Source organism: Streptomyces sp. NPDC001544 (genome assembly GCF_042894285.1).
GTDB lineage: Bacteria > Actinomycetota > Actinomycetes > Streptomycetales > Streptomycetaceae > Streptomyces.
On the sequence record NZ_JBIAVN010000002.1, the window covers coordinates 975577 to 994923 of the forward strand.

Annotated in this window: 16 protein-coding genes; all 16 read left to right on the plus strand. The window is 70.6% G+C overall.

Annotation, left to right across the window (positions count from 1 at the left end):
• Positions 1-8: 8 nt before the first annotated feature.
• The 16 genes from ACFY0F_RS09715 (at position 9) to ACFY0F_RS09790 (ending at position 19130) form a co-directional block, all read left to right on the plus strand.
• Positions 9-821 carry a phytanoyl-CoA dioxygenase family protein gene (locus ACFY0F_RS09715; RefSeq protein WP_388791251.1) on the plus strand — a complete coding sequence of 271 codons (813 nt, stop codon included), beginning with the start codon at positions 9-11 and terminating at the stop codon, positions 819-821.
• Between the two features lie 39 nt (positions 822-860).
• Positions 861-3473, plus strand: a complete 2613-nt coding sequence (locus ACFY0F_RS09720) for an amino acid adenylation domain-containing protein (RefSeq protein WP_388791253.1) — start codon at positions 861-863, stop codon at positions 3471-3473.
• Positions 3470-4708: a cytochrome P450 gene (locus ACFY0F_RS09725; RefSeq protein ID WP_388791255.1), complete on the plus strand. Its 1239-nt coding sequence runs from the start codon at positions 3470-3472 to the stop codon at positions 4706-4708. Before ACFY0F_RS09720 ends, ACFY0F_RS09725 begins: the two co-directional genes overlap by 4 nt.
• A 146-nt stretch (positions 4709-4854) precedes the next feature.
• Positions 4855-5922, plus strand: a complete 1068-nt coding sequence (gene dpgA / locus ACFY0F_RS09730; RefSeq protein WP_388791257.1) for a 3,5-dihydroxyphenylacetyl-CoA synthase DpgA — start codon at positions 4855-4857, stop codon at positions 5920-5922.
• Between the two features lie 8 nt (positions 5923-5930).
• The gene (gene dpgB / locus ACFY0F_RS09735; protein WP_388791259.1) at positions 5931-6626 is read left to right on the plus strand and encodes an enoyl-CoA-hydratase DpgB; all 696 of its coding nucleotides are present in this window, start codon (positions 5931-5933) and stop codon (positions 6624-6626) included.
• A gap of 2 nt (positions 6627-6628) precedes the next feature.
• Entirely contained in the window at positions 6629-7987 is a 1359-nt protein-coding gene (dpgC, locus tag ACFY0F_RS09740) for a (3,5-dihydroxyphenyl)acetyl-CoA 1,2-dioxygenase DpgC (protein ID WP_388791261.1), read from the plus strand.
• Positions 7984-9288, plus strand: coding sequence for a PLP-dependent aminotransferase family protein (locus tag ACFY0F_RS09745; RefSeq protein ID WP_388791263.1), 1305 nt, complete (start codon positions 7984-7986; stop codon positions 9286-9288). The genes dpgC and ACFY0F_RS09745 overlap by 4 nt, the downstream gene beginning before the upstream one ends.
• Before the next feature lie 37 nt (positions 9289-9325).
• Complete coding sequence (locus tag ACFY0F_RS09750; RefSeq protein ID WP_388791265.1) at positions 9326-11887, plus strand: amino acid adenylation domain-containing protein; 2562 nt, start codon at positions 9326-9328, stop codon at positions 11885-11887.
• A gap of 12 nt (positions 11888-11899) precedes the next feature.
• Positions 11900-13150 carry a cytochrome P450 gene (locus ACFY0F_RS09755; protein WP_388791267.1) on the plus strand — a complete coding sequence of 417 codons (1251 nt, stop codon included), beginning with the start codon at positions 11900-11902 and terminating at the stop codon, positions 13148-13150.
• A 56-nt stretch (positions 13151-13206) separates the two neighbouring features.
• On the plus strand, positions 13207-14358 hold the full coding sequence (locus ACFY0F_RS09760) for a prephenate dehydrogenase (RefSeq protein ID WP_388791359.1): 1152 nt from the start codon (positions 13207-13209) through the stop codon (positions 14356-14358).
• Positions 14355-15167 (plus strand): siderophore-interacting protein, encoded by an 813-nt coding sequence (locus ACFY0F_RS09765; protein ID WP_388791269.1) that lies wholly within the window; start codon positions 14355-14357, stop codon positions 15165-15167. The genes ACFY0F_RS09760 and ACFY0F_RS09765 overlap by 4 nt, the downstream gene beginning before the upstream one ends.
• A gap of 4 nt (positions 15168-15171) precedes the next feature.
• Positions 15172-16497 (plus strand): cation:proton antiporter, encoded by a 1326-nt coding sequence (locus tag ACFY0F_RS09770; RefSeq protein WP_388791271.1) that lies wholly within the window; start codon positions 15172-15174, stop codon positions 16495-16497.
• The gene (locus ACFY0F_RS09775; protein WP_388791273.1) at positions 16494-16805 is read left to right on the plus strand and encodes a hypothetical protein; all 312 of its coding nucleotides are present in this window, start codon (positions 16494-16496) and stop codon (positions 16803-16805) included. The genes ACFY0F_RS09770 and ACFY0F_RS09775 overlap by 4 nt, the downstream gene beginning before the upstream one ends.
• 8 nt (positions 16806-16813) lie before the next feature.
• Positions 16814-17443, plus strand: a complete 630-nt coding sequence (locus tag ACFY0F_RS09780; protein ID WP_388791275.1) for a hypothetical protein — start codon at positions 16814-16816, stop codon at positions 17441-17443.
• Positions 17389-17934 (plus strand): phosphopantetheine-binding protein, encoded by a 546-nt coding sequence (locus tag ACFY0F_RS09785; RefSeq protein WP_388791277.1) that lies wholly within the window; start codon positions 17389-17391, stop codon positions 17932-17934. The genes ACFY0F_RS09780 and ACFY0F_RS09785 overlap by 55 nt, the downstream gene beginning before the upstream one ends.
• A gap of 290 nt (positions 17935-18224) precedes the next feature.
• A complete protein-coding gene (locus ACFY0F_RS09790) occupies positions 18225-19130 on the plus strand; it encodes an ATP-grasp domain-containing protein (protein WP_388791279.1) in 906 nt (301 codons plus the stop codon).
• Positions 19131-19347 lie beyond the last annotated feature (217 nt).

Below are 19347 nucleotides of genomic sequence, written 5' to 3' on the forward strand. Positions count from 1 at the left end.
AGAGTTCCATGACAGCGATCACCGATTCCGCAGCCGACGTGAAGGCGGTCTACGAGCAGGACGGCTGGTATCAGGCGTCGTACCGGCTCGACGATGCCTCGCTCGCCAAACTGCGGGCCAGTGTGGAGAGCCTCAGCGGCCGGCCGCGGCCCGAGGTCGTCTACGAGAAGGACGGGTCGACCGTCCGGGCGCTCCACGGCTGCCACGATTTCGACGAAATCTGCGGCCGGCTGGTCCGGCTGCCCGCGCTCCTGGGCCTGGCCGAGGAACTGATCGGCGAACCCGTCTACGTCTACCAGTTCAAGGTCAACATGAAGCAGCCCCGGGAGGGCGCCGCATGGCCGTGGCACCAGGACTACGCGTTCTGGAACCACGAGGACGGCATGCCCGACGACAGGGCCGTCAACATCGCGATATTCCTCGACGACACGCACGAGCTCAACGGCCCTCTGAAGGTCGTGCTGGGCAGCCACCGCCTCGGCCTGATCGGCGAAGAGGAACAGGAGGGCGAGCGTGAGCGCAGTCACGACTGGCGCGACCACGTCTCCGCCGACCTGGAGTACACCATTCCCGACGAGGTTGCCGAGGAGCTGACCGAGAAGTTCGGCACCGCCCTCGCCGTGGGGCCGGCGGGCTCGGTCTGCGCCTTCCACCCGACCATCGTCCACTCCTCCTCGAACAACCGATCCGAAGACCGGCGCGCCATGTTGCTGGTGACCTACAACGCCGTCACCAACGCTCCCAGCAACCCCGTCCGGCCGGAGTTCCTCGTCTCGCGGAACGCCGTCGCGCTCACGCCGGTCGCTGACAACACGCTGTGATGGGCACCCCTGTTTCCCACTTCCCCTAGGAGATCGCTGATGGTTGCCCGCAAGGCGCCGGAACCGGTACCCGCCGCCTGGAACGACACCCGGGTCGCCGACTGGGTCCGAGGCGCGGTGCACTACCAATTCGCCGCCCAGGCACAGCTCACCCCGCATGCGGTCGCGGTCCGTTCGGTCGGCGGGGCGACGCTGACGTACCGGCAGCTCGACGAGCATGCAAATCGTCTGGCCCACCACCTGATCGAGGACGGCGTGGGATCGGAGGACCTCGTGGCGATCCTCCAGGAGAAGACCCCCGACCTGATCGTTTCCATCCTGGCCGTGCTCAAGGCCGGTGCAGCCTACCTCCCGCTGCACCACGGATATCCGGCGCAGCGTACGGAGGCGATCCTTGCGCGGGCCGGAACGCGTGTCCTGCTGGCCGACCGGGCCATGGCCGCCCGGGGCCTGCCACGGGCCGTGCACTCCATCGTCGTGGACGACTGTCCGTGCATCCTCCGGCATGCGGCGACCGAGCCCGAAATCCCCGTTCGACCGGCACAGCTGGCCTACGTGATGTTCACCTCCGGCTCCACCGGTGAGCCCAAGGGCGTGGCGATCGCGCACGGGGAGATCACCGAGTTCGCGTACGACCGGATGTTCGATCCGGCCCGGCACACCAGCGTCCTGATGTCCGCCCCGTACGCCTTCGACGGTTCGACCTACGAGCTGTGGGTGCCGCTGCTGCACGGCGGGCAGGTGGTGCTGCCGCCGCCGGGCAAGGTGGACGTGCAGGTCTACGCCCGCGTGATCGCCGAGGAGGACATCACCGGGGTGCTGCTGACCGCCGGTCTCTTCCGGGTGATCGCGGAGGAGGCACCGGAGTGCTTCGCCCGCGTGCGGGAGTTGATGACGGGCGGCGACGTCATCTCGCCGACGGCCGTCGAACGCATCCAGCGGGCCTGCCCGGACGCCGTGGTGCGCGCCACCTACGGACCGACCGAGACGACCCTGTTCGCGACCCAGGTCGCCCTGCCGCCCGACGCCTCCTTCGACGCCGGCGGAGTACCGATGGGGCGCGGGCTGGACAACACCCGGCTGCATGTCCTCGACGACAAGCTGCATCCGGTCGGCGTCGGGGAGGAGGGCTCGCTCTACATCGCCGGCGCGGGTCTTGCCCGCGGCTACTACGGCCGGCCGGAGCTGACCGCCGAGCGCTTCGTCGCCGACCCCTTCGACGGGCCCGGCGAGCGCATGTACGCCACCGGTGACCGGGTGCGCTGGAATGAGGCGGGACTGCTGGAGTTCATCCGGCGCAGCGACGACCAGGTCAAGATCCGCGGCTACCGCATCGAGCCGCGCGAGATCGAGCATGTGCTCTCCGAGGCCGGCGGACTCGCGCAGGTGTCCGTGGTGGCCCGGCCGGGCCCGCAACCCGGCGACGAGAAGAGCCTCGTGGCCTATGTGGTCGCCGAAGGCGAACCGGACATGCAGGCGCTGAAGGAGCACGCAGTTGCCCGGCTGCCCGAGTACATGGTCCCGGCCGCCTACGTCCTGCTGGATTCGCTGCCGCTGACCGACAACGGCAAGGTGGACTACCGGGCGCTGCCGGCGCCCGAGACGCATTCCGACCCGGCCGGCCGACGCCCGCGCACCCCGCGCGAAGAGGTGCTGTGCCAGTTGTTCGCCGAGGTGCTGTCGCTGGAGTCGGTCAGTGTCGACGACTCGTTCTTCGAGAAGGGTGGGCATTCGCTGCTCGCCACCCGGCTGGCCGGGCGGGTGCGGACCGTGCTCGGAATCGACCTGCCGATCCGGTACCTGCTGGAGGCCCCGACGGTGGCCGGCATCGTGGAACTCCTGGACGCCGACGGGGAGAGCGACAGCGGACTGGGACCGGTGCTGACCCTGCGCGGTTCCGGCCGCAGGGCGCCCGTCTTCTGCTTCCATCCGGGCGGCGGACTGGCCTGGTGCTACTCGGCACTGCTGACGCACATTCCGCGCGGCCATCCCGTTTTCGGTGTCCAGGCGCAGGGCCTCGAGGGCGCGGAGGAACTGCCGCGCACACTGGAGGAGATGGCCCAGACGTACGCCAAGCGTGTGCGCGAGCTGCACCCCTCGGGCCCGTACGCGCTGGTCGGCTGGTCCTTCGGTGGGCTGGTGGCGCAGGCCGTCGCGGTGCAGCTCCAGCAGGACGGACACGAGGTGGCTCTGCTCGCGCTGCTGGACGCGGGGCGCGAGGACACGGCCGTGAACCGTTCGCCCAGCCCGCGCGAGCTGCTCGGCCAGGTCTTCGAGGGAATCGACGCCTTCGGGAAGGAGCCCGGCGAGGGGCCGCTGCCGCTGTCGCGCGTACGGGAGATCCTCGCGGAGGAGGGCAGTGTGCTTGCCGGCCTGGACGCGGAAACGATCACTCATCTGATGAGGATCACCGCGAACAACCTCAAGCTCGGCGACGAGTCGGTGCAGCAGCGTTTCCACGGCGATCTGCTCTTCTTCGAACCGGACGGTGACGGCACCGAGAGCAGGCGCCCCCACGACTTCTGGACGACCTGGATCACGGGCGAGATCGACACCAGAGCGGTGCCGTTCACCCACCAGGAACTGCTCTCCCCCCAGGCACTCGAGGTGATCGGCCCCGTAGTCGCCCACGCCCTGAAGGAGTTGACGTGACGGTTGCCGCCACGGGGTCCGCCACCAGACCGGCCGACATCGACCTCGCCGAGGTCGACCTGTCGGACCCGCGGACCTTCTGGACCCACGACATGGACGCCGTGTGGCGACGGCTGCGCGACGAACACCCGGTCTACCGCCACGCGGACACCCCGCAGGGCTGCGGATTCTGGGTGCTGTCCCGCTACGACGACGTCTTGGCCATGTACAAGGACAGCCAGACGTTCCTGTCCGGCCCGGGCAACATGCTGGAGTCGCTGCAGAAGCCACAGGGCGATCCGGCGGCCGGCGAGGTCCTCTTCATGACGGATGCCCCGGACCACCAGCCGCTGCGCGCCATTCTGATGAAGTCCTTCACACCGGCGATCCGCCAGTTCGTGGTGGAACGCCTCGCGACCCGTGTGGAGAAACTGATCACGGACCGGATCGGCACGGGCTCCTTCGACTTCGCCCGTGAGGTCTCTGAGGAGATCCCGATGTGGGTCATCTGCGACCTCCTTGGCTTTCCCGAGGAGGACCGGCCCCGGCTGCTGGAGCTGAGCCGTTCCGCGCTGAGCACGGATTCGACGGACCAGACGCCCGAGGAACGCTGGCTGATCCGCAACGAACTGCTGGTCTACTGCTCGCAGATGCTGGACGAAAAGCGGGACGAGCCCTGCGACGACCTGCTCAGCCGGATGGCGTTCGCCGAGGTCAACGGCGAGCCGCTCACCGACCAGCAGATCATCCTCAACTGCTACGGCTTCCTGCTGGCCGGAGACCACACCAGCCGGCTGGCGATGATCGGGGCGATGGAGCAGTTCGGCCGCAGGCCCGAGCACTTCGCCCGGCTCAGGGACGGGTCGGTGGACCTGGGTGCCGTGGTGGAGGAGGTGATCCGCTGGACCACCCCGGTGCAGCACGTGGGCCGGACCGCCGCCACCGACGTGGAACTGCACGGCCGGCACATCCGGCGCGGGGACATCGTCACGGCCTGGAACATCTCCGCCAATCGCGACGAGCGGGCTTTCGCGGATCCGGACACCTTTACTCCGGACCGGTCTCCCAACAAACATGTGGGACTGGGTAACGGGCCGCATTTCTGCCTCGGGGCATTCCTGGGCCGGGCGGAAATCGGCGCCGTGCTGTCCACGCTGCGCAAGAACGTGACGGAGATTGAGATCACCGGTGCTCCGAAACCGATGTATTCGACCTTCCTGCGCGGTTATAGTGGTCTCGAGTTGGCGTTGCGCTGAGCGGTTGTGAACCGCCGCCCAAGAATTCCGCCCCCGCCGGGGCCAGTCGACTTCCTTTCGGCGAGTCCGACGACATCGGTCCGCCTTTCCCATCGCCTGCTCCGCTGGGTGGGTGCTGATCCACCGAACCAGTTGCTGGAGAGTAAATGACCGCAGTGCTGCCGAGGATCGTCTCAGTCGGCACGGACGTGCCACCGGATTCGTACACCCAACAAGAGGTTCTGGACGCCTTCCACGTCGAGGACCCGCGTATCAGGTCGGTGTTTCTCAGCGGCAGCATCGAGCGCCGCCACCTGCTGCTGCCCCCGCTGGAGTCGGACGGCTCCCGACGGCTCGAAACCCAGGGCGAACTCCTCAGCAAGCACCGCGCCAACGGCATAGAGATGGGCGGCCGGGCGGTGGAGACCTGCCTCAAGCGGCTCGGCGCCACGGTGGCGGACGTCCGTTATCTGTGCGCGGTGAGCTCGACCGGCCTGCTCACCCCTGGCCTGACCGCCCGGCTGCTGAAGGAGCTGGGCCTGCCGACATCCACCTCACGGCTGGACGTGGTCGGCATGGGATGCAACGCCGGCCTCAACGCGCTCGCGGCGGTGTCCGGTTGGGCCCACGCCCACCCGGGCGAACTCGCCGTCATGGTGTGTGTGGAGACCTGCTCGGCGGCCTACGTGTTCGACGGCACCATGCGCACCTCCGTGGTCAACAGCCTCTTCGGAGACGGCGCCGCCGCCATCGGGGTGATCGCCGAGGAGGGCGAGGGCGGCGCCGGCGCCCACGGTCCGGTCCTGCTGAAGTTCGCGAGCACGATGATGCCCGAGGCCATCGAGGCGATGCGCTACGACTGGGACGACGAGCAGGGCAAGTTCAGCTTCTACCTGGACCGGGATGTGCCCTATGTGGTCGGCGCCAACGCCGAGGAGGTGGTGGACCGGCTGCTGGCCGACACCGGCCTCAGGCGCTCGGACATCAGCCACTGGCTGGTCCACTCCGGCGGTAAGAAGGTCATCGACTCCGTACGGGTCAACCTCGGGCTGACCGCCCACGACGTGCGTCACACCACCGGCGTGTTGCGGGACTACGGGAACCTCTCGAGCGGTTCGTTCCTGTTCTCCTACCAGCGACTCCTCGAAGAGGAACTGGCGCAGCCCGGCGAGTACGGGGTCCTGATGACCATGGGCCCCGGTTCCACCATCGAGACGGCTCTAGTGCAGTGGTAGGGAAGACAATGAGTGCGCAGACGCTGGAGAACACGGTCCCGGACCTCGCATCGGGCACCGTGGTGGTCGAACTGGACGCGAGCGCCTCGCTCGCGGAGCTGACCGAACTGGTCAACGGTGCCTGCGACCGGGCGGAGGACGGGTCGGAGCACGGCGCACTCATCCTGCGGCTGACCACCGGCACCGACGGCGGCTGGCCCGCCGACCTGGCGGTCCACCAGGTCAACCGGTGGGAGCGGGCGGTACGTCGGATCGAGCGCCTCGGCGCGCTGACCATGACGGTCGCCGACGGGACCCTCACCGGTCCGCTGGCGGACGTCTTCCTGGCAGCCGACCACCGCATCGCCGGGCCCGACCTGCGGCTGGTCCTGCGCGACCGTGACGGGCTGCCCTGGCCGGGCATGACGCTGTACCGCCTCGCCCACCAGCTCGGTGTCGCCCGCGCCCGGCGTCTGCTGCTGGTCGCCTCGGTGAACGCGAGCGAGGCCCACGCCGCCGGTCTGGCCGACGAGATCACCGGCGATCCGGACCGGCCGTGGGCCGCCCTGACAGAACTCGCCCCGGTGCGCGGGCCCGAGTTCGCGGTCCGCCGGCGCCTGCTGCTGGAGGCGGCCACCACCACCTTTGAAGAGGCGATAGGCCCCCACCTGGCCGCCTGTGACCGGGCGATCCGCCGCCGCGGCCAGGCCTTCCCGGAGGACTGACGATGCCGGTGACCATGGCGAACGTGTCCGGCCCGGACCTGTGCGGGGCACTGGAGGACGATGCGAGGACGCTGGCCGAACTTGTCGGTCCGGCCGAGGAGGAACTGGCCGGGCTGCCCCTGCCCGGACTGCGCGACGAGGCCCAGCGACAGCTCGCCGCGTCCCTCGTCGACTCGTGTCGCCGGGCGCGTACGGCCTTCCTGCATCGGCATGCCCCGGCGGTCTATGACGCCCTCACCGACCGGCGCCGCACGCCCCTGCGGCTGGCGGAGCTGGCTCGGGCCGGGGCCGAACGGTTCCCAGGACTGCTGCCCACCGATGCCCAGATGGCCGAGGAGGCCACCCGCACGCAGGCGGACAAGGAAGGGCGTGAGATCGACCAGGGGATCTTCTTCCGCGCCCTGCTCGCCGATCCCTCGGTCGGCGAGCACCTCATCGACAGCATGCTGGCTCCCACCCCCCGGGCCCTGGGCCTGCTGAGCGTCTTCCGCGCCGAGGGGCGCGTCGACCTCGGCGCGGTGCTGCTCGAACGACGCGACGATGTCGCGCATCTGACGCTCAACAACCAGCACTGCCTCAACGCCGAGGACAACCGGCTGATCGACGACCTGGAGACCGCCGTCGACCTCGTGCTGCTCGACGATCAGATCAGTGTCGGCGTGGTGCGCGGCGGAGTGATGACTCACCCGCGCTACACCGGCCGACGGGTCTTCTGCGCCGGCATCAACCTCAAGGACCTGCACGCCGGCCGGATCTCGTTCGTGGACTTCCTGCTGCGCCGCGAGCTCGGCTACATCAACAAGCTGATGCACGGACTCCTGGTCGATCCGTCCCCCGACGCCTATCCGGAGCGCACCCTGCACAAACCGTGGCTGGCCGTGGTCGACTCCTTCGCCATCGGCGGCGGAATGCAGCTGCTCCTCGTCTTCGACCACGTGATAGCAGCGGACGACGCCTTCCTCAGCCTGCCCGCGGCGCAGGAGGGCATCGTTCCCGGGCTCGGCAACTTCCGGCTGTCCCGCATGACCGGCGCCCGGCTGGCGCGCCGCGTGATCCTCGGCGGACGACGGATCCGGACCACCGATCCGGAGGCCGCGCTGGTCTGCGACGAGGTGGTCGCGTCCCAGGCGATGGACGCCGCCGTCGAGAAGGCCGTGCGGGAACTGGCCGCCCCGGCGGTGCTCGCCAACCGGATGATGCTCAACCTGGCCGACGAGCCCCGCGACGGGCTGCGCCGCTACCTGGCCGAGTTCGCTCTGGTGCAAGCCCGCCGGCTGTACGCGGCGGACGTCATGGCCAAGGTCGGCCGGTTCTCGACCCCGTCCGTGCGGCAACCGGCGGACGGAGGACACGCCCCGTGACCATCCTCGGCCTGGATCAACTGCACGACTCGCTGACCGACCCCGTCCTCAGCTCGATCGGCTTCCTCAACGAGATCATGACGCGCTTCCCCGAGGCGATCTCCTTCGCACCGGGCGCCCCGCACCTGGCCCATCTGATGGACGCCGATCTCTCCCGCTACATCGAGTTGTTCAGCGAGCGCCTGCGCGCCACCCGGGGCATGGACGCTCACCGCGTGCGCCGGCTGCTCTACGAGTACGGCCCGGCCCGCGGGCTGATCAACGACCTCGTGGCCACGGCCGTCCGCACCGATCACGGCATCGACGTACCCGACCGAGCGGTGGTGATCACGGTCGGGGCGCAGGAGGCCATGCTGCTCACCCTGCGCGCTCTCTTCCGCGACCGCTCCGACGTGCTCGCGGTGGTCGAGCCGTGCTTCGTCGGCATCCTCGGCGCCGCACGGCTGCTGGACATCGAGGTCCTCGCCGTCCCCGAACGCGCCGACGGGCCCGACCTGGACGCCCTGGAGGCGACCCGTGCCGGGCTCGCCGCGCAGGGCCGCCGCATCCGGGCGCTGTACGTCGCCCCCGACCACGCCAACCCTTCAGGCACCGTCATGGACCTGGCCGCGCGCCGCGCGCTGCTCGCGGCGGCAGACCGGGCCGATCTGATGCTCATCGAGGACAACGCGTATTGCTTCACGGCGCCCCCGGGCGCCGAACTGCCCTCGCTCAAGGCGATGCCGGGCGGTGAACGGGTTGTCCAGATCGGCACGTTCGCCAAACTGTGCCTGCCCGGGGCCAGGGTCGGCTACGCCGTCGCCGACCAGCAGGTGACCGGCACCGACGGCGAGGTCCGGATGCTCTCCGACGAACTGGCCGCGCTGAAGAGCATGGTCACCGTCAACACGGCACCGCTGTGCCAGGCGGTGATCGGCGGCATGCTGCTGGAGCACGGCGGCTCGCTCGCCGCCCTCGGCCGCCGCCGCGGTGCCCTGTACCGGCGCAACCTCGGACTGCTGCTGCAGGCGCTGGACCGGCATGTGCCGCGCCTGCCCGACGTGCGGTGGAACCGCCCCGAGGGCGGGTTCTTCGTCCGGATGCAGCTGCCGGTGCCGGTCGACGAGGCGCTGCTGAAGCACTCGGCGGCCCGGTTCGGGGTGCTCTGGACGCCGATGGCGCAGTTCTACGTCAGCGACGCCGGCGATCGGGAGCTGCGCCTGTCGTGCAGCTATCTCGAGCCCGAACAGATCGATCAGGGGGTGCGCCGACTCGCCGCCTTCCTGCGTGAGGTCGCCGCCCCGGTGGGCGCCGGGGCCTGACCGACACCCGAAACAACCAGCAGGAGTGAAGTTAGCGATGGCTCAGGTGCCCAATCCACAGGAAACGGTTCACCAGCGCTTCGCCGAGCAGGCGCGCCGGACCCCGGACGCGATCGCCCTCACCTGCGGCAGGCAACGCCTGACCTATGCCGAAGTGGAGAGGCGGGCGAGCAGTCTGGCGCAACGGCTCCTCGCTCTGCGGGTCCAGCCGGAGGAACCGGTGGCCCTGCTGATGGAGCGCTCCGCCGAGCTCGTGGTGTCGGTCCTCGGCGTACTCAAGGCCGGCGGCTGCTACCTGCCCCTGCACGGCGCCAACCCCGCCGCACGTCACCGGACGGTGCTCGACGAGGCCGGCGCCCGCGTCCTGCTGGCCGACCGGACCGTGCCCGAGCTCGACACCCGCGGCCTCACCGTCCTGGACACGGCCGAGGCGACCGCCGTGCCCGAGGATGCCGTCGGGCCCGCCGAGCCGCAGGTCCCGTGCACCGGCGGGCGGCTCGCGTACGTCATCTTCACCTCCGGCTCCACCGGCACCCCCAAGGGTGTCGCGGTCACTCACCAGGACGTGCTGGACCTGGTCGACGACGGCCTGTGGGCGGGCGGGCGCCATGAGCGGGTCCTGATGCTCGCGCCGCACGCCTTCGACGTCTCCACCTACGAACTCTGGGTCCCGCTGCTGCGCGGCGGACACCTCGTGCTGGCCCCGCCGGAGGTGGACGTCGACATCCTGCGCTCGCTGATCACCACCCACCGGATCACCGGACTGCACCTGACCGCAGGTCTGTTCCGGGTGGTCGCAGAGGCGGCGCCGGAGTGCTTCGCGACCGTGCGGGAGGTGATGACCGGCGGTGACGTGGTGTCTCCGGCAGCGGTCGCCCGAGTGCTCGAGACCTGCCCGGACACAGTGGTCCGCGCCCTGTACGGGCCCACCGAGACCACCCTCTTCGCAACGCAGCACCTGATAAGCGAACCACCGCGTGGCGACGTGCCGCTCGGCCGCCCCCTGGACGGCATGCGGCTCCACGTACTCGACGAGAAGCTGGCACTGGTCGAGACCGGCGAAGCGGGCGAGATCTACCTCGCGGGGCCGGGCGTCGCCCGGGGCTACCTCGGCCAGGCCGCGCTGACGTCCCAGCGGTTCGTGGCCGACCCGTTCGGCACTCCCGGCAGCCGCATGTACCGGACCGGTGACCTGGGCCGCCGCAACGCGCACGGCGACCTGGAGTTCCTCGGCCGGGTGGGCAACCAGGTCAAGGTGAGGGGCTTCCGGGTCGAACTCGGCGAGATCGAGACCGTGCTGGCCCGGGTGTCCGGCGCCGCCCAGGTACTGGTGATCAGCCACGGCGAGGACACCAACGACCGGACCCTGGCGGCCTACATGGTCCCGGGGCCGGGCGGCGGGCTTCCCGACGACGAGGAGCTCGCCCGGCGTCTGGGCGAGACGCTGCCCGACTACATGGTCCCCTCATCCTTCGTGCGCCTGCGTGCGCTGCCGCTGACTCCCAACGGCAAGGTGGACTACCGGGCCTTGCCCGAAACGAGGAGGACCGGCGCAGCAGGCGGCCCCGGGCCGCGCGACGCGCGCGAGGAGCAGCTGGCCCGACTCTTCGCCGCGGCCCTGGGCGTGCCTCGGGTGGGTATCCACGACGATTTCTTCGACCTCGGCGGCAGCTCCCTGGCCGCGACTCGCCTGATCAGCCGTGTCCGCTCCGAACTCGGCATCCGGCTGTCCATGCGCGACCTGCTGGACCGGCGCACGGTGGCCGGCCTGTCCGCCGCCACCGGTGAGAAGTCCGACGCCGGCACCGAGGGTCTGCGCCCCCTGTTGAAGCTGCGGGCCCAGGGCAGCGACACCCCGCTCTTCTGCGTCCACCCCGGCGGGGGCATGGCCTGGTGCTACGTGGGCCTGCTGCGCCACCTGCCCAAGGACATACCGGTGTACGGGCTTCAGGCGCGCGGCCTGACTGGCCTTGAGCCCGTCGCGGCCGACATGGCCGAGCTGGTCGAGGACTACCTGGCGCAGATCCGCCGGATCCAGCCCGCGGGCCCCTACCGGCTGCTGGGCTGGTCCTTCGGCGGCAACGCCGCGCACATGATGGCGGCCCGGCTGCGCAGGGCGGGGGAGCGGGTGTCGCTGCTGGCCGTCCTGGACGCGAGCCACGGTGGCGCGCGCAGCGCACCTCGGTCACTGAGCCGGCGCGACACGCTCAAGCTGGCCTTCGACGGTCTGCCGGCCTTCGACGCCGAGCCAGACGCGGGGCAGATCCCCGCGGAACGGGTGCAGCAGATCTTGCGGGACGCAGACAGCCCGTTGGCCGGGATCGACGCCCGCACGGTCGAGGCGATCAACGCCACGACCACCAACAACATAAGGATCAGTGACGTGGCCCGGCCCGAGCACTTCGACGGCGACCTGCTCTTCGTCGAGGCCACGGACGCGGCCGGGCGCCCCAGCGGACTGGCCGACGTGTGGCGCCCGTACACGGGCGGGACGATCACCCGCATCCAGGTCGAGGCCGAGCATCTGCGCCTGATGACCCCCGCCGCCATGGAGCGGATCGGGCCGATCGTCGCCCGCCACCTCGAGCCGACCGTCTGAGGAGTCAGCAACATGTCCACACCTGCAACCGTCGTCGATACCGGACTCGACGACGAGATCGGCCTCGACCTGACCGATCCCGCCACCTTCGTCGGCCAGGGCCTCGACGAGTTCTGGCAGCGGCTGCGGGCCGAGCAGCCGGTCGCCCGGCACAAGGCCACCGTATCCGCCCCCGCTTTCTGGGTGCTCAGCCGCCACGACGATGTCATGGCCGTGATGAAGGACGCAGAGCGTTTCGTCTCGCGGCACGGCAACATGCTCACCTCGCTGCTCAGCGGCGGCGACCCGGCGGGCGGCCGACTGCTCGCGGTGATGGACGCGCCCCGGCACACGGCGCTGCGCACCACCTTGCTCAAGTCCTTCTCGCCCCGGGTGCTCCGGAGTGTCGTGGAGAAGGTGCAGGCGCGTGCCGAGGAGAGGATGGCGGCCGCAGTGGCCAAGGGCGACTGCGACTTCGCCGTCGAGGTGTCCGACCACGTGCCGATGGGCACGATCTGTGACCTGCTGGGCGTCCCCGATGGCGACCAGGCCGAACTGCTGCGGCTCAGCAAACAGGCCCTCAGCTCCGACGAGGCCGGACAGTCCGCTGAGGACGCCTGGCTGGCCCGCAACGAGATCCTGCTCTACTTCGCCGAACTCGCCGCACACCGCCGCTCGTCCCCGCAGGACGACCTGATCACCACACTCACCACCGTCGAGGTCGACGGCGCGCCTCTCTCCGAGGAGGAACTGGTTCTCAACTGCTACGGCCTGGTGCTGGCCGGCGACGAGACCAGCCGGCTGGCCGCCACCGGCAGCGTGTGGAACCTCCTCAGGCACCCCGACCAGTGGGCGGCGATGAAGGAGGGCCGGGTGGAACTCGCCACCGCGGTCGAGGAGATCCTGCGCTGGACCAGCCCCGCTCTGCACGTGGGCCGCACGGCGGCGACGGATGTGCGGATCGGCGGGCGGACCATCAAGGCCGGGGAGACCGTCACCGCCTGGAACGTCTCCGCCAACCGTGACGAGTCCGTCTTCGCCGACCCCTGCCGCTTCGACCTGGCCCGCACCCCGAACCGGCACCTCACCTTCGGCTTCGGAGCGCACTTCTGCCTGGGTTCCTATCTCGGGCGGGCGGAGTTGACAGCGGTTCTGGATACGCTGCTGCGCCGCGTCGACTCGATCGAGTCGCTCGGTGCGCCCAAGCCCGTCTACTCGACGTTCCTCCAGGGCTACAGCAGCCTGCCGGTGCGTCTGCACGCGGCCGAGGACGGTGAGCGGTGACCGCCACGACTGCGCTCGACAACCATCCGGGGAGCGTCGTCGCGGGCCGCGGGCTGCTGCGCACCGCCCTGGTGATCGGCACCGGCCTCATCGGCACCTCGGTGGCACTGGCCCTGCTGGACGCCGGGGTCCGGGTCTACCTCAGTGACAGCGACCCCGGCGCGGCCCGAACGGCGTCCGCACTGGGCGCCGGCAGCCTGGACCGGCCCGGCGCCCCGGTGGACCTCGCCGTGATCGCGGTGCCACCGGCCCAGATCGGCGCGGTGCTGGCACGGGCCCAGGCAGACGGCCTGGCCCGCTCCTACACCGACGTGGCCAGTGTCAAGCGTCTCCCGCTCGACGACGCGCACCGGCTGGGCTGCGACACCGCCCGGTACGTGGGCGGGCACCCGATGGCCGGCCGAGAGCGTTCGGGGCCCTGTGCCGCACGCGCCGACCTGTTCCAAGGCTGCTCCTGGGTGCTGACTCCGGACGCCCGCACGACACAGGAGACGGCCGCGCTGGCACACGAACTGGTCGAGCTGTGCGGTGCCGCCCCCGTGACCATGACGGCGGGAGCCCACGACGACGCCGTGGCCCTGGTCTCGCATGCCCCGCACCTGCTGTCGTCCCTGATGGCGGCCCAACTGCCCGCCGCCGAAGGCGCCGTGACGGGCCTGGCCGGCCAGGGCCTGCGCGACATGGTACGGATTGCCGGCGGCGACGCCCGGCTGTGGTCGGACATCCTCTCGGCCAACGCGCCGGCCGTGGCCGCGGTGCTGGAAGGCCTCCTGGTCGACCTGAGCGTCACACTGCGAGCCCTGCGCGCACTCGACTCCGAGGGCCGCCACGACGACTCGCTGGCCCGGCTGAACGATCTGCTGGAGCGGGGCAGGACAGGAAACCGGCGCGTGCCCGCGAAACCGCACACCGCTCCCGTGGTCACCGTCGGGCTCGATGTCGTGGTGGGCGACGAACCCGGCACCCTGGGCCAACTGCTGGCCGAGGTCGGAGCGGCAGGAGTGAACGTCGAGGACCTTCAGATCGAGCACGGAGCGCAGGGCACGGCCGGCACGGTCACGCTCACCGTCGACGAGCGCTCCGCCCGGGAACTGGCCCTGGCGCTCGGCCGGAACGGCTGGCGCTGCGCCCTGCCCGGCCTGGAACCACCCCACCCCGAAGCGTTCGGGTATTTCGCCCACGCGGAACGAAAGCGAAGCTCACCATGACAGAACGGCCCATGAACTCCAGGCGGGGCAGCGCGCATCGCGGACGCGTGCTGCGTACCGAGTGGATCAGCCCGCACATGGTCCGAGTGGTCCTCGGCGGTGAAGGCCTGGCCAACTTCTCGGTACGGGGATGCACGGACCACTACATCAAGCTGCACTTCCCGCGCCCCGGGGTCGCCTACCCCCAGCCCTTCGACCCGATGACGGCACGTGCCACGCTGCCGCGCCCGCACTGGCCGGTGACCCGCACGTACACGGTTCGGCACTGGGACGAGTCCGCCCGCGAACTGAGTGTGGATTTCGTCCATCACGGCGACGACGGTGTGGCCGGACCCTGGGCGGCCGACGCCCGGCCGGGAGATCTGCTCCACTTCTCCGGACCCGGCGGCGGCTATGCCCCCGGACCCGACGCGGACTGGCACCTGCTGGCAGGTGACGAAAGCGCGCTGCCGGCGATCGCCGCGGCGCTGGAGGCCATGCCGGACGGCGCCCGTGGCACCGCGTTCGTGGAAGTGACCGACGCGGCCGGGGAAGTGGACATAAAGACCCTGGCGGCGGTGGAGGTCGTCTGGCTGCACCGGGGCGACGCACAGCTGGGGGAGCGGCTCACCGCGGCGGTACGCGCCGCCGCGTTCGGGCCGGGCACCGTACAGGCCTTCGTTCACGGCGAGGCGCACTTCGTGAAAGCCCTGCGCGGCCACCTGCTGGGCGAGCGCGGCCTGGACCGTGCCCGGGTGTCGATCTCCGGTTACTGGCGCCGTGGGGCCGACGAGGACGGGTGGCAGGCGACGAAACACGAATGGAACTGACCTCATGACCGTTGTCGAAACCGCCCGCCTGCTCACGGCAGTCGGTCTCGTCTGCATCGCGGCGCACGTTCTGGGCCACCTCTTCGCCCGGTTGAAGCAGCCGCCCGTGATCGGCGAGATCGTCGGCGGCATCCTGCTTGGCCCCTCCCTGCTGGGCCTCGCTGCACCCGACGCGGAGCAGTGGCTGTTCCCCAAGTCCGGACCAGTGACCTCCGCGATGGACGTGATCTACCAGTTGGGTCAGCTTCTGCTGATGTTCCTGGCCGGCGCGGAACTGCGCATCCGGGTCGAGGGCCGGCAGCGGCGTACCGGTGTGCTGGTCGGGGCGGCCGGCCTGCTGGTGCCCTTCACGGTCGGCGCGGCGATCGCCGGGCTGCGTCCCGTGTGGTTCACGGGCCAGTCCGGCACCACGGTGACCACCGTGCTGGTGGTGGGCCTGGCGATGGCGGTGGCGGCCATTCCGGTGATCTCCCGCATCATGATGGACCTGGGCATCCTGGACGCGCCCTTCGGCCGGATCGTGCTCGCGGTGGCCGTGATCGAGGACGTCATCCTCTACATCGTCCTCGCCATCGCCCTCGGCCTCGCCAACTCCGGTGAATCCGCGGGCCTGTGGCCGGCAGTGGGCAGCTCGGCCGTGGTGCCGTCGGTGGCGTACTACACCCTCGTCAGTGCCTTGTTCTTCGCCCTCGCGCTGTTCGCGGGCCCGCGCGTGTTCCGCTGGCTGGCTCAGCACCGCTGGAATCTCGTAGCTCGGCAGAGTCCGCTCGCATTCCGGTTGGTCTTTCTCTTCTCCATGGTGCTGTGCTGCATGGCGTTCGGGATCAACGCCGTGTTCGGTGCACTGGTGGCGGGCATGTGCGCGGTGCGTGGTGACCTGGCGACAGGTGAAGCGGCGGCCGACGCACGCGGTGAGCAGGTGTGGGGTGCCATCCGGCAGTTCTCGATGGCCTTCTTCGTGCCCGTCTTCTTCGGGCTGGTCGGGGCCCGGCTCGATCTCGCGCGCGACTTCGACGCCTGGTTCTTCCTGTGGTTCCTGGCGGTCGCCTGCACCGTCAAGGCCGTCAGCATCTGGGGCGCGGCGCTGCTGGCCGGAGAGAGCCGGGCGGTCGCGGGTTCGCTGGCCGTCGCGCTGAACGCGCGCGGAACGGTGGGTGTGGTGCTGGCCGGGGTGACCTACCGGGCGCAACTCATCAACGAGAGGTTCTTCGTGGTGCTGGTCCTGGTCTCACTGGTGACGTCCCAGCTCGCCGGCGCCGTGCTGGCCCGCACCGCGCCGCGGCTGCGGTGCGCGCGTGAGACCGGTGCGGCACAGGTGGAGGTCGGGTGACCGGGCCCGGCACGCCGCGCCGACTGGTGGCGGCCCATCTGCTGGGCAGCCTCGGCTTCGGGCTGTACGCGTCCGGCAACGCGGTCTACTTCACCCGCCAGGCCGGCCTGCCCGTCGCCGAGGTCGGTGCGGGTCTCACCCTGGCCGGCCTGGTCTGGTTGCCCCTGTCGCTGTACATCGGACGGTTCTGCGACCGGACCGGTGCCCGTAGGGCCACCGTCACGCTGGGCTGTGCCCAGGTGTTGTTGCTGGTGGCTGCCACCCGGGTACACGGCCTGTGGGCGTTCCTGGCGCTGGCGGCCTGCTGAGTATCTGCGTGCAGGGGGGCTGGATCTGCCGGGAGGCGCTGGTCGCCGACCTGGTCGACCCGGCCGCCCGGGTCAATGTCTCCGCCCGGCTGCGCAGCGTCTTCAACATCGGTGTCATCGCGGGAGCCCTGGGCTGCGGCCTCGGGCTGTCCGTGGACAGTGCACCGGGCTACCTCGGGCTGATCCTGGGCAGCGCGCTGGCCGAGGCGGCGGCCACCGCCTGTTGCCTGGGCCTGCCGGACCGCCGGAGCGGACCGGCCGTACGGGAGGACACCGTCCAGCTCCGACAGGCCCTGCGCGACCTGCCCTACCTCGCGCTCTCGCTGCTGTACGGCCTGCTCGCGATCGGCGACCTCGTGCTGCGGGTCGGCATTCCGCTGTGGGTGGTGGCGCGCCCCGGCCTGCCCAAGGGACTGGGCGCCTGGCTGTACGGCCTCAACGCCGTGCTGGTGGTGGGTCTCCAGGTGCGGTTGAGCCGGAGCGCTGAGAGCTTTACGGGGGCCAGGCGGCTGCTGGTCCTGTCCGGTGTGGCGGCCGCCAGTACTTCCTCGGCCGGTCCGACGACCGGCTCAAGGTCAACGGGGTGCGCATCGGCCCGGGGGAGATCGGCGCCCACCTGGCCGCGGCGCCCTCGGTGACCGATGTCCGGGTGCTGCGGGCGGGCGACCGACTGGTCGGCTGCCTGACCGCGAACGGGCCCGTCGACACGGGCAGGTTGCTGTGCGATCTGCGTATGGGACTGCCCGCGACGATGACCCCCGACGAACTGCTCGTACTGCCCGAGTTCCCGCTGACCGCGGGCGGGAAGGTCGACATGCAGGCTCTGCGGGAGCTGGCCGCGGCCCGCCCCGCGGACGCGGCTGCTCCGGACCCCGACGACCTGGTACCACTGCTGCGGCGCGTGTGGCAGGAGGTGCTCGGCGCCACCGAGATCGACGGGAACAGCGACTTCTTCGCCCTGGGCGGGGACTCACTGCCCGCCGCACGGCTGGCCGCCACGCTCCACCGGGAGACGGCCGTCCGCTGCCGGCTCCGGACGATCTTCGCTCATCCGCGGTTCGACGACCACGTCGAGCAGGTCCAGCTCCTTCTGGCCCCTGGGGGCCGAACCCCGATAGGAGTGCCATGACCAGTTGTCCGATGTCCTTCGAGCAGACCTCCATCTGGCTCGATGACCGGGTCGGTCAGGGGGGGGGCGCGCTACCGGGAGTCATGGGCGTACCGGCTGCGGGGGCCGGTGGAGCCGTCAGCGGTCAAGGCCGCGCTCACCGGGATCGTCAGCCGTCACGAAGGGCTGCGCAGTCGGCTCGCACTTACCGACGCCGGCCCGGTGCAGACGGTGTTGCCGCCCGCCCCGGTGCCATTGCCGCGACGAAGGCGGCCCTGCGCGCCCTGTTGAACGAGCGAGGGATCAGCCCGGTGGCCTTCCGGGTGGGCGCCTCGCAGTCCGTGCTGCGCGCCTTCGCCGAACGGCACGGCGGCATCGTGGTCAAGCCGACCATGGGATCGGGCAGCCTGGGCGTACGCAAGGTCCGCTCCCCGGAGGAGGTACCCGAGGCCTGGGCCTGGTTGGAGGCGTTCGGGGTGGGTGAGTTCATGGCGGAGGAACTCCTCACCGGTACCGAGATCAGCGTGGAGACCTTCTCGATCGCCGGACGCCACAGCGTCCTCGCTGTCTCCCGCAAGGACAGCGGCGGTGGTGTCGTGGCCATCGGGCACGCGCTCCCGGCACCGCTGTCGGCCCAGTGCGCTGCTGACGTCGAGGACGTGGTGTGCCGGATGCTCGACGCGGTGGGCCTGGTCGACGGGCCGGCACACACGGAACTGATGCTCACCGCCGACGGTCCTCGTGTGATCGAGTCACACCTGCGGTGCGCGGGCGGCCGGATCGCCGAGCTCGTCGAGTTGGTCTACGGCATCGATGCCGAGCGCCTGACCTGCCAACTCGCCCTGCCCGTAGGCGTACCGGCGCTCGCCCCGGTCAGCCGGGGAGCGGCCGCCGTACGTTTCCTCACTCCGCCGCCCGGCCGGGTACGCACAGTGGAGGGCCTCGCGGCGGCCCGGAGGGTGGAGGGCGTGGTCCGGGCGGAGGTGGGCGTCGAACCCGGCGGACCGGTGGAGCCGTTGCGCTGGTCCGAGGACCGCTGCGGTCTGGTGGTCGCACGTGCCGAGGACATGGCCACGGCCGAACGGCGGGCCCGTCGTGCCGCCGCACTGATCCGCATCCGCACGGAGCCGTTTCCCGCCGTGCCGACGGCCACGATGCACGACCTGCTGAGAGCGGCCGCCGAGGTGCTGGACCCGTTCGGGGTGACCGCTTCGTAGCTGTTCTGCCCACCGTAATGCATCAAGGTTGACGTGCCGAGAGAGGCGCTAATACCTTCTGATTCAACACAGTTGGAATCAGAACCCACTCCATTCCATCTGGCGGGTTCGTCGAACATTCGGCGTCACATAGGACTGCGCTGGGTCTTCCGGCCGGCCATTTCTCCGCTCACCTTCATTTTATCGAATGCGCTGCAATTCGCGGACCCGGTCACGA

What these genes read in the sequence shown, in the direction of transcription:
- ACFY0F_RS09755 (WP_388791267.1), top strand. Translation starts at nt 11,900, where the DNA reads ATGTCCACACCTGCAACCGTCGTCGATACCGGACTCGACGACGAGATC.
- ACFY0F_RS09750 (WP_388791265.1), top strand. Translation starts at nt 9,326, where the DNA reads ATGGCTCAGGTGCCCAATCCACAGGAAACGGTTCACCAGCGCTTCGCC.
- dpgB (WP_388791259.1), top strand. Translation starts at nt 5,931, where the DNA reads ATGAGTGCGCAGACGCTGGAGAACACGGTCCCGGACCTCGCATCGGGC.
- ACFY0F_RS09765 (WP_388791269.1), top strand. Translation starts at nt 14,355, where the DNA reads ATGACAGAACGGCCCATGAACTCCAGGCGGGGCAGCGCGCATCGCGGA.
- ACFY0F_RS09770 (WP_388791271.1), top strand. Translation starts at nt 15,172, where the DNA reads ATGACCGTTGTCGAAACCGCCCGCCTGCTCACGGCAGTCGGTCTCGTC.
- dpgA (WP_388791257.1), top strand. Translation starts at nt 4,855, where the DNA reads ATGACCGCAGTGCTGCCGAGGATCGTCTCAGTCGGCACGGACGTGCCA.
- dpgC (WP_388791261.1), top strand. Translation starts at nt 6,629, where the DNA reads ATGCCGGTGACCATGGCGAACGTGTCCGGCCCGGACCTGTGCGGGGCA.
- ACFY0F_RS09715 (WP_388791251.1), top strand. Translation starts at nt 9, where the DNA reads ATGACAGCGATCACCGATTCCGCAGCCGACGTGAAGGCGGTCTACGAG.
- ACFY0F_RS09720 (WP_388791253.1), top strand. Translation starts at nt 861, where the DNA reads ATGGTTGCCCGCAAGGCGCCGGAACCGGTACCCGCCGCCTGGAACGAC.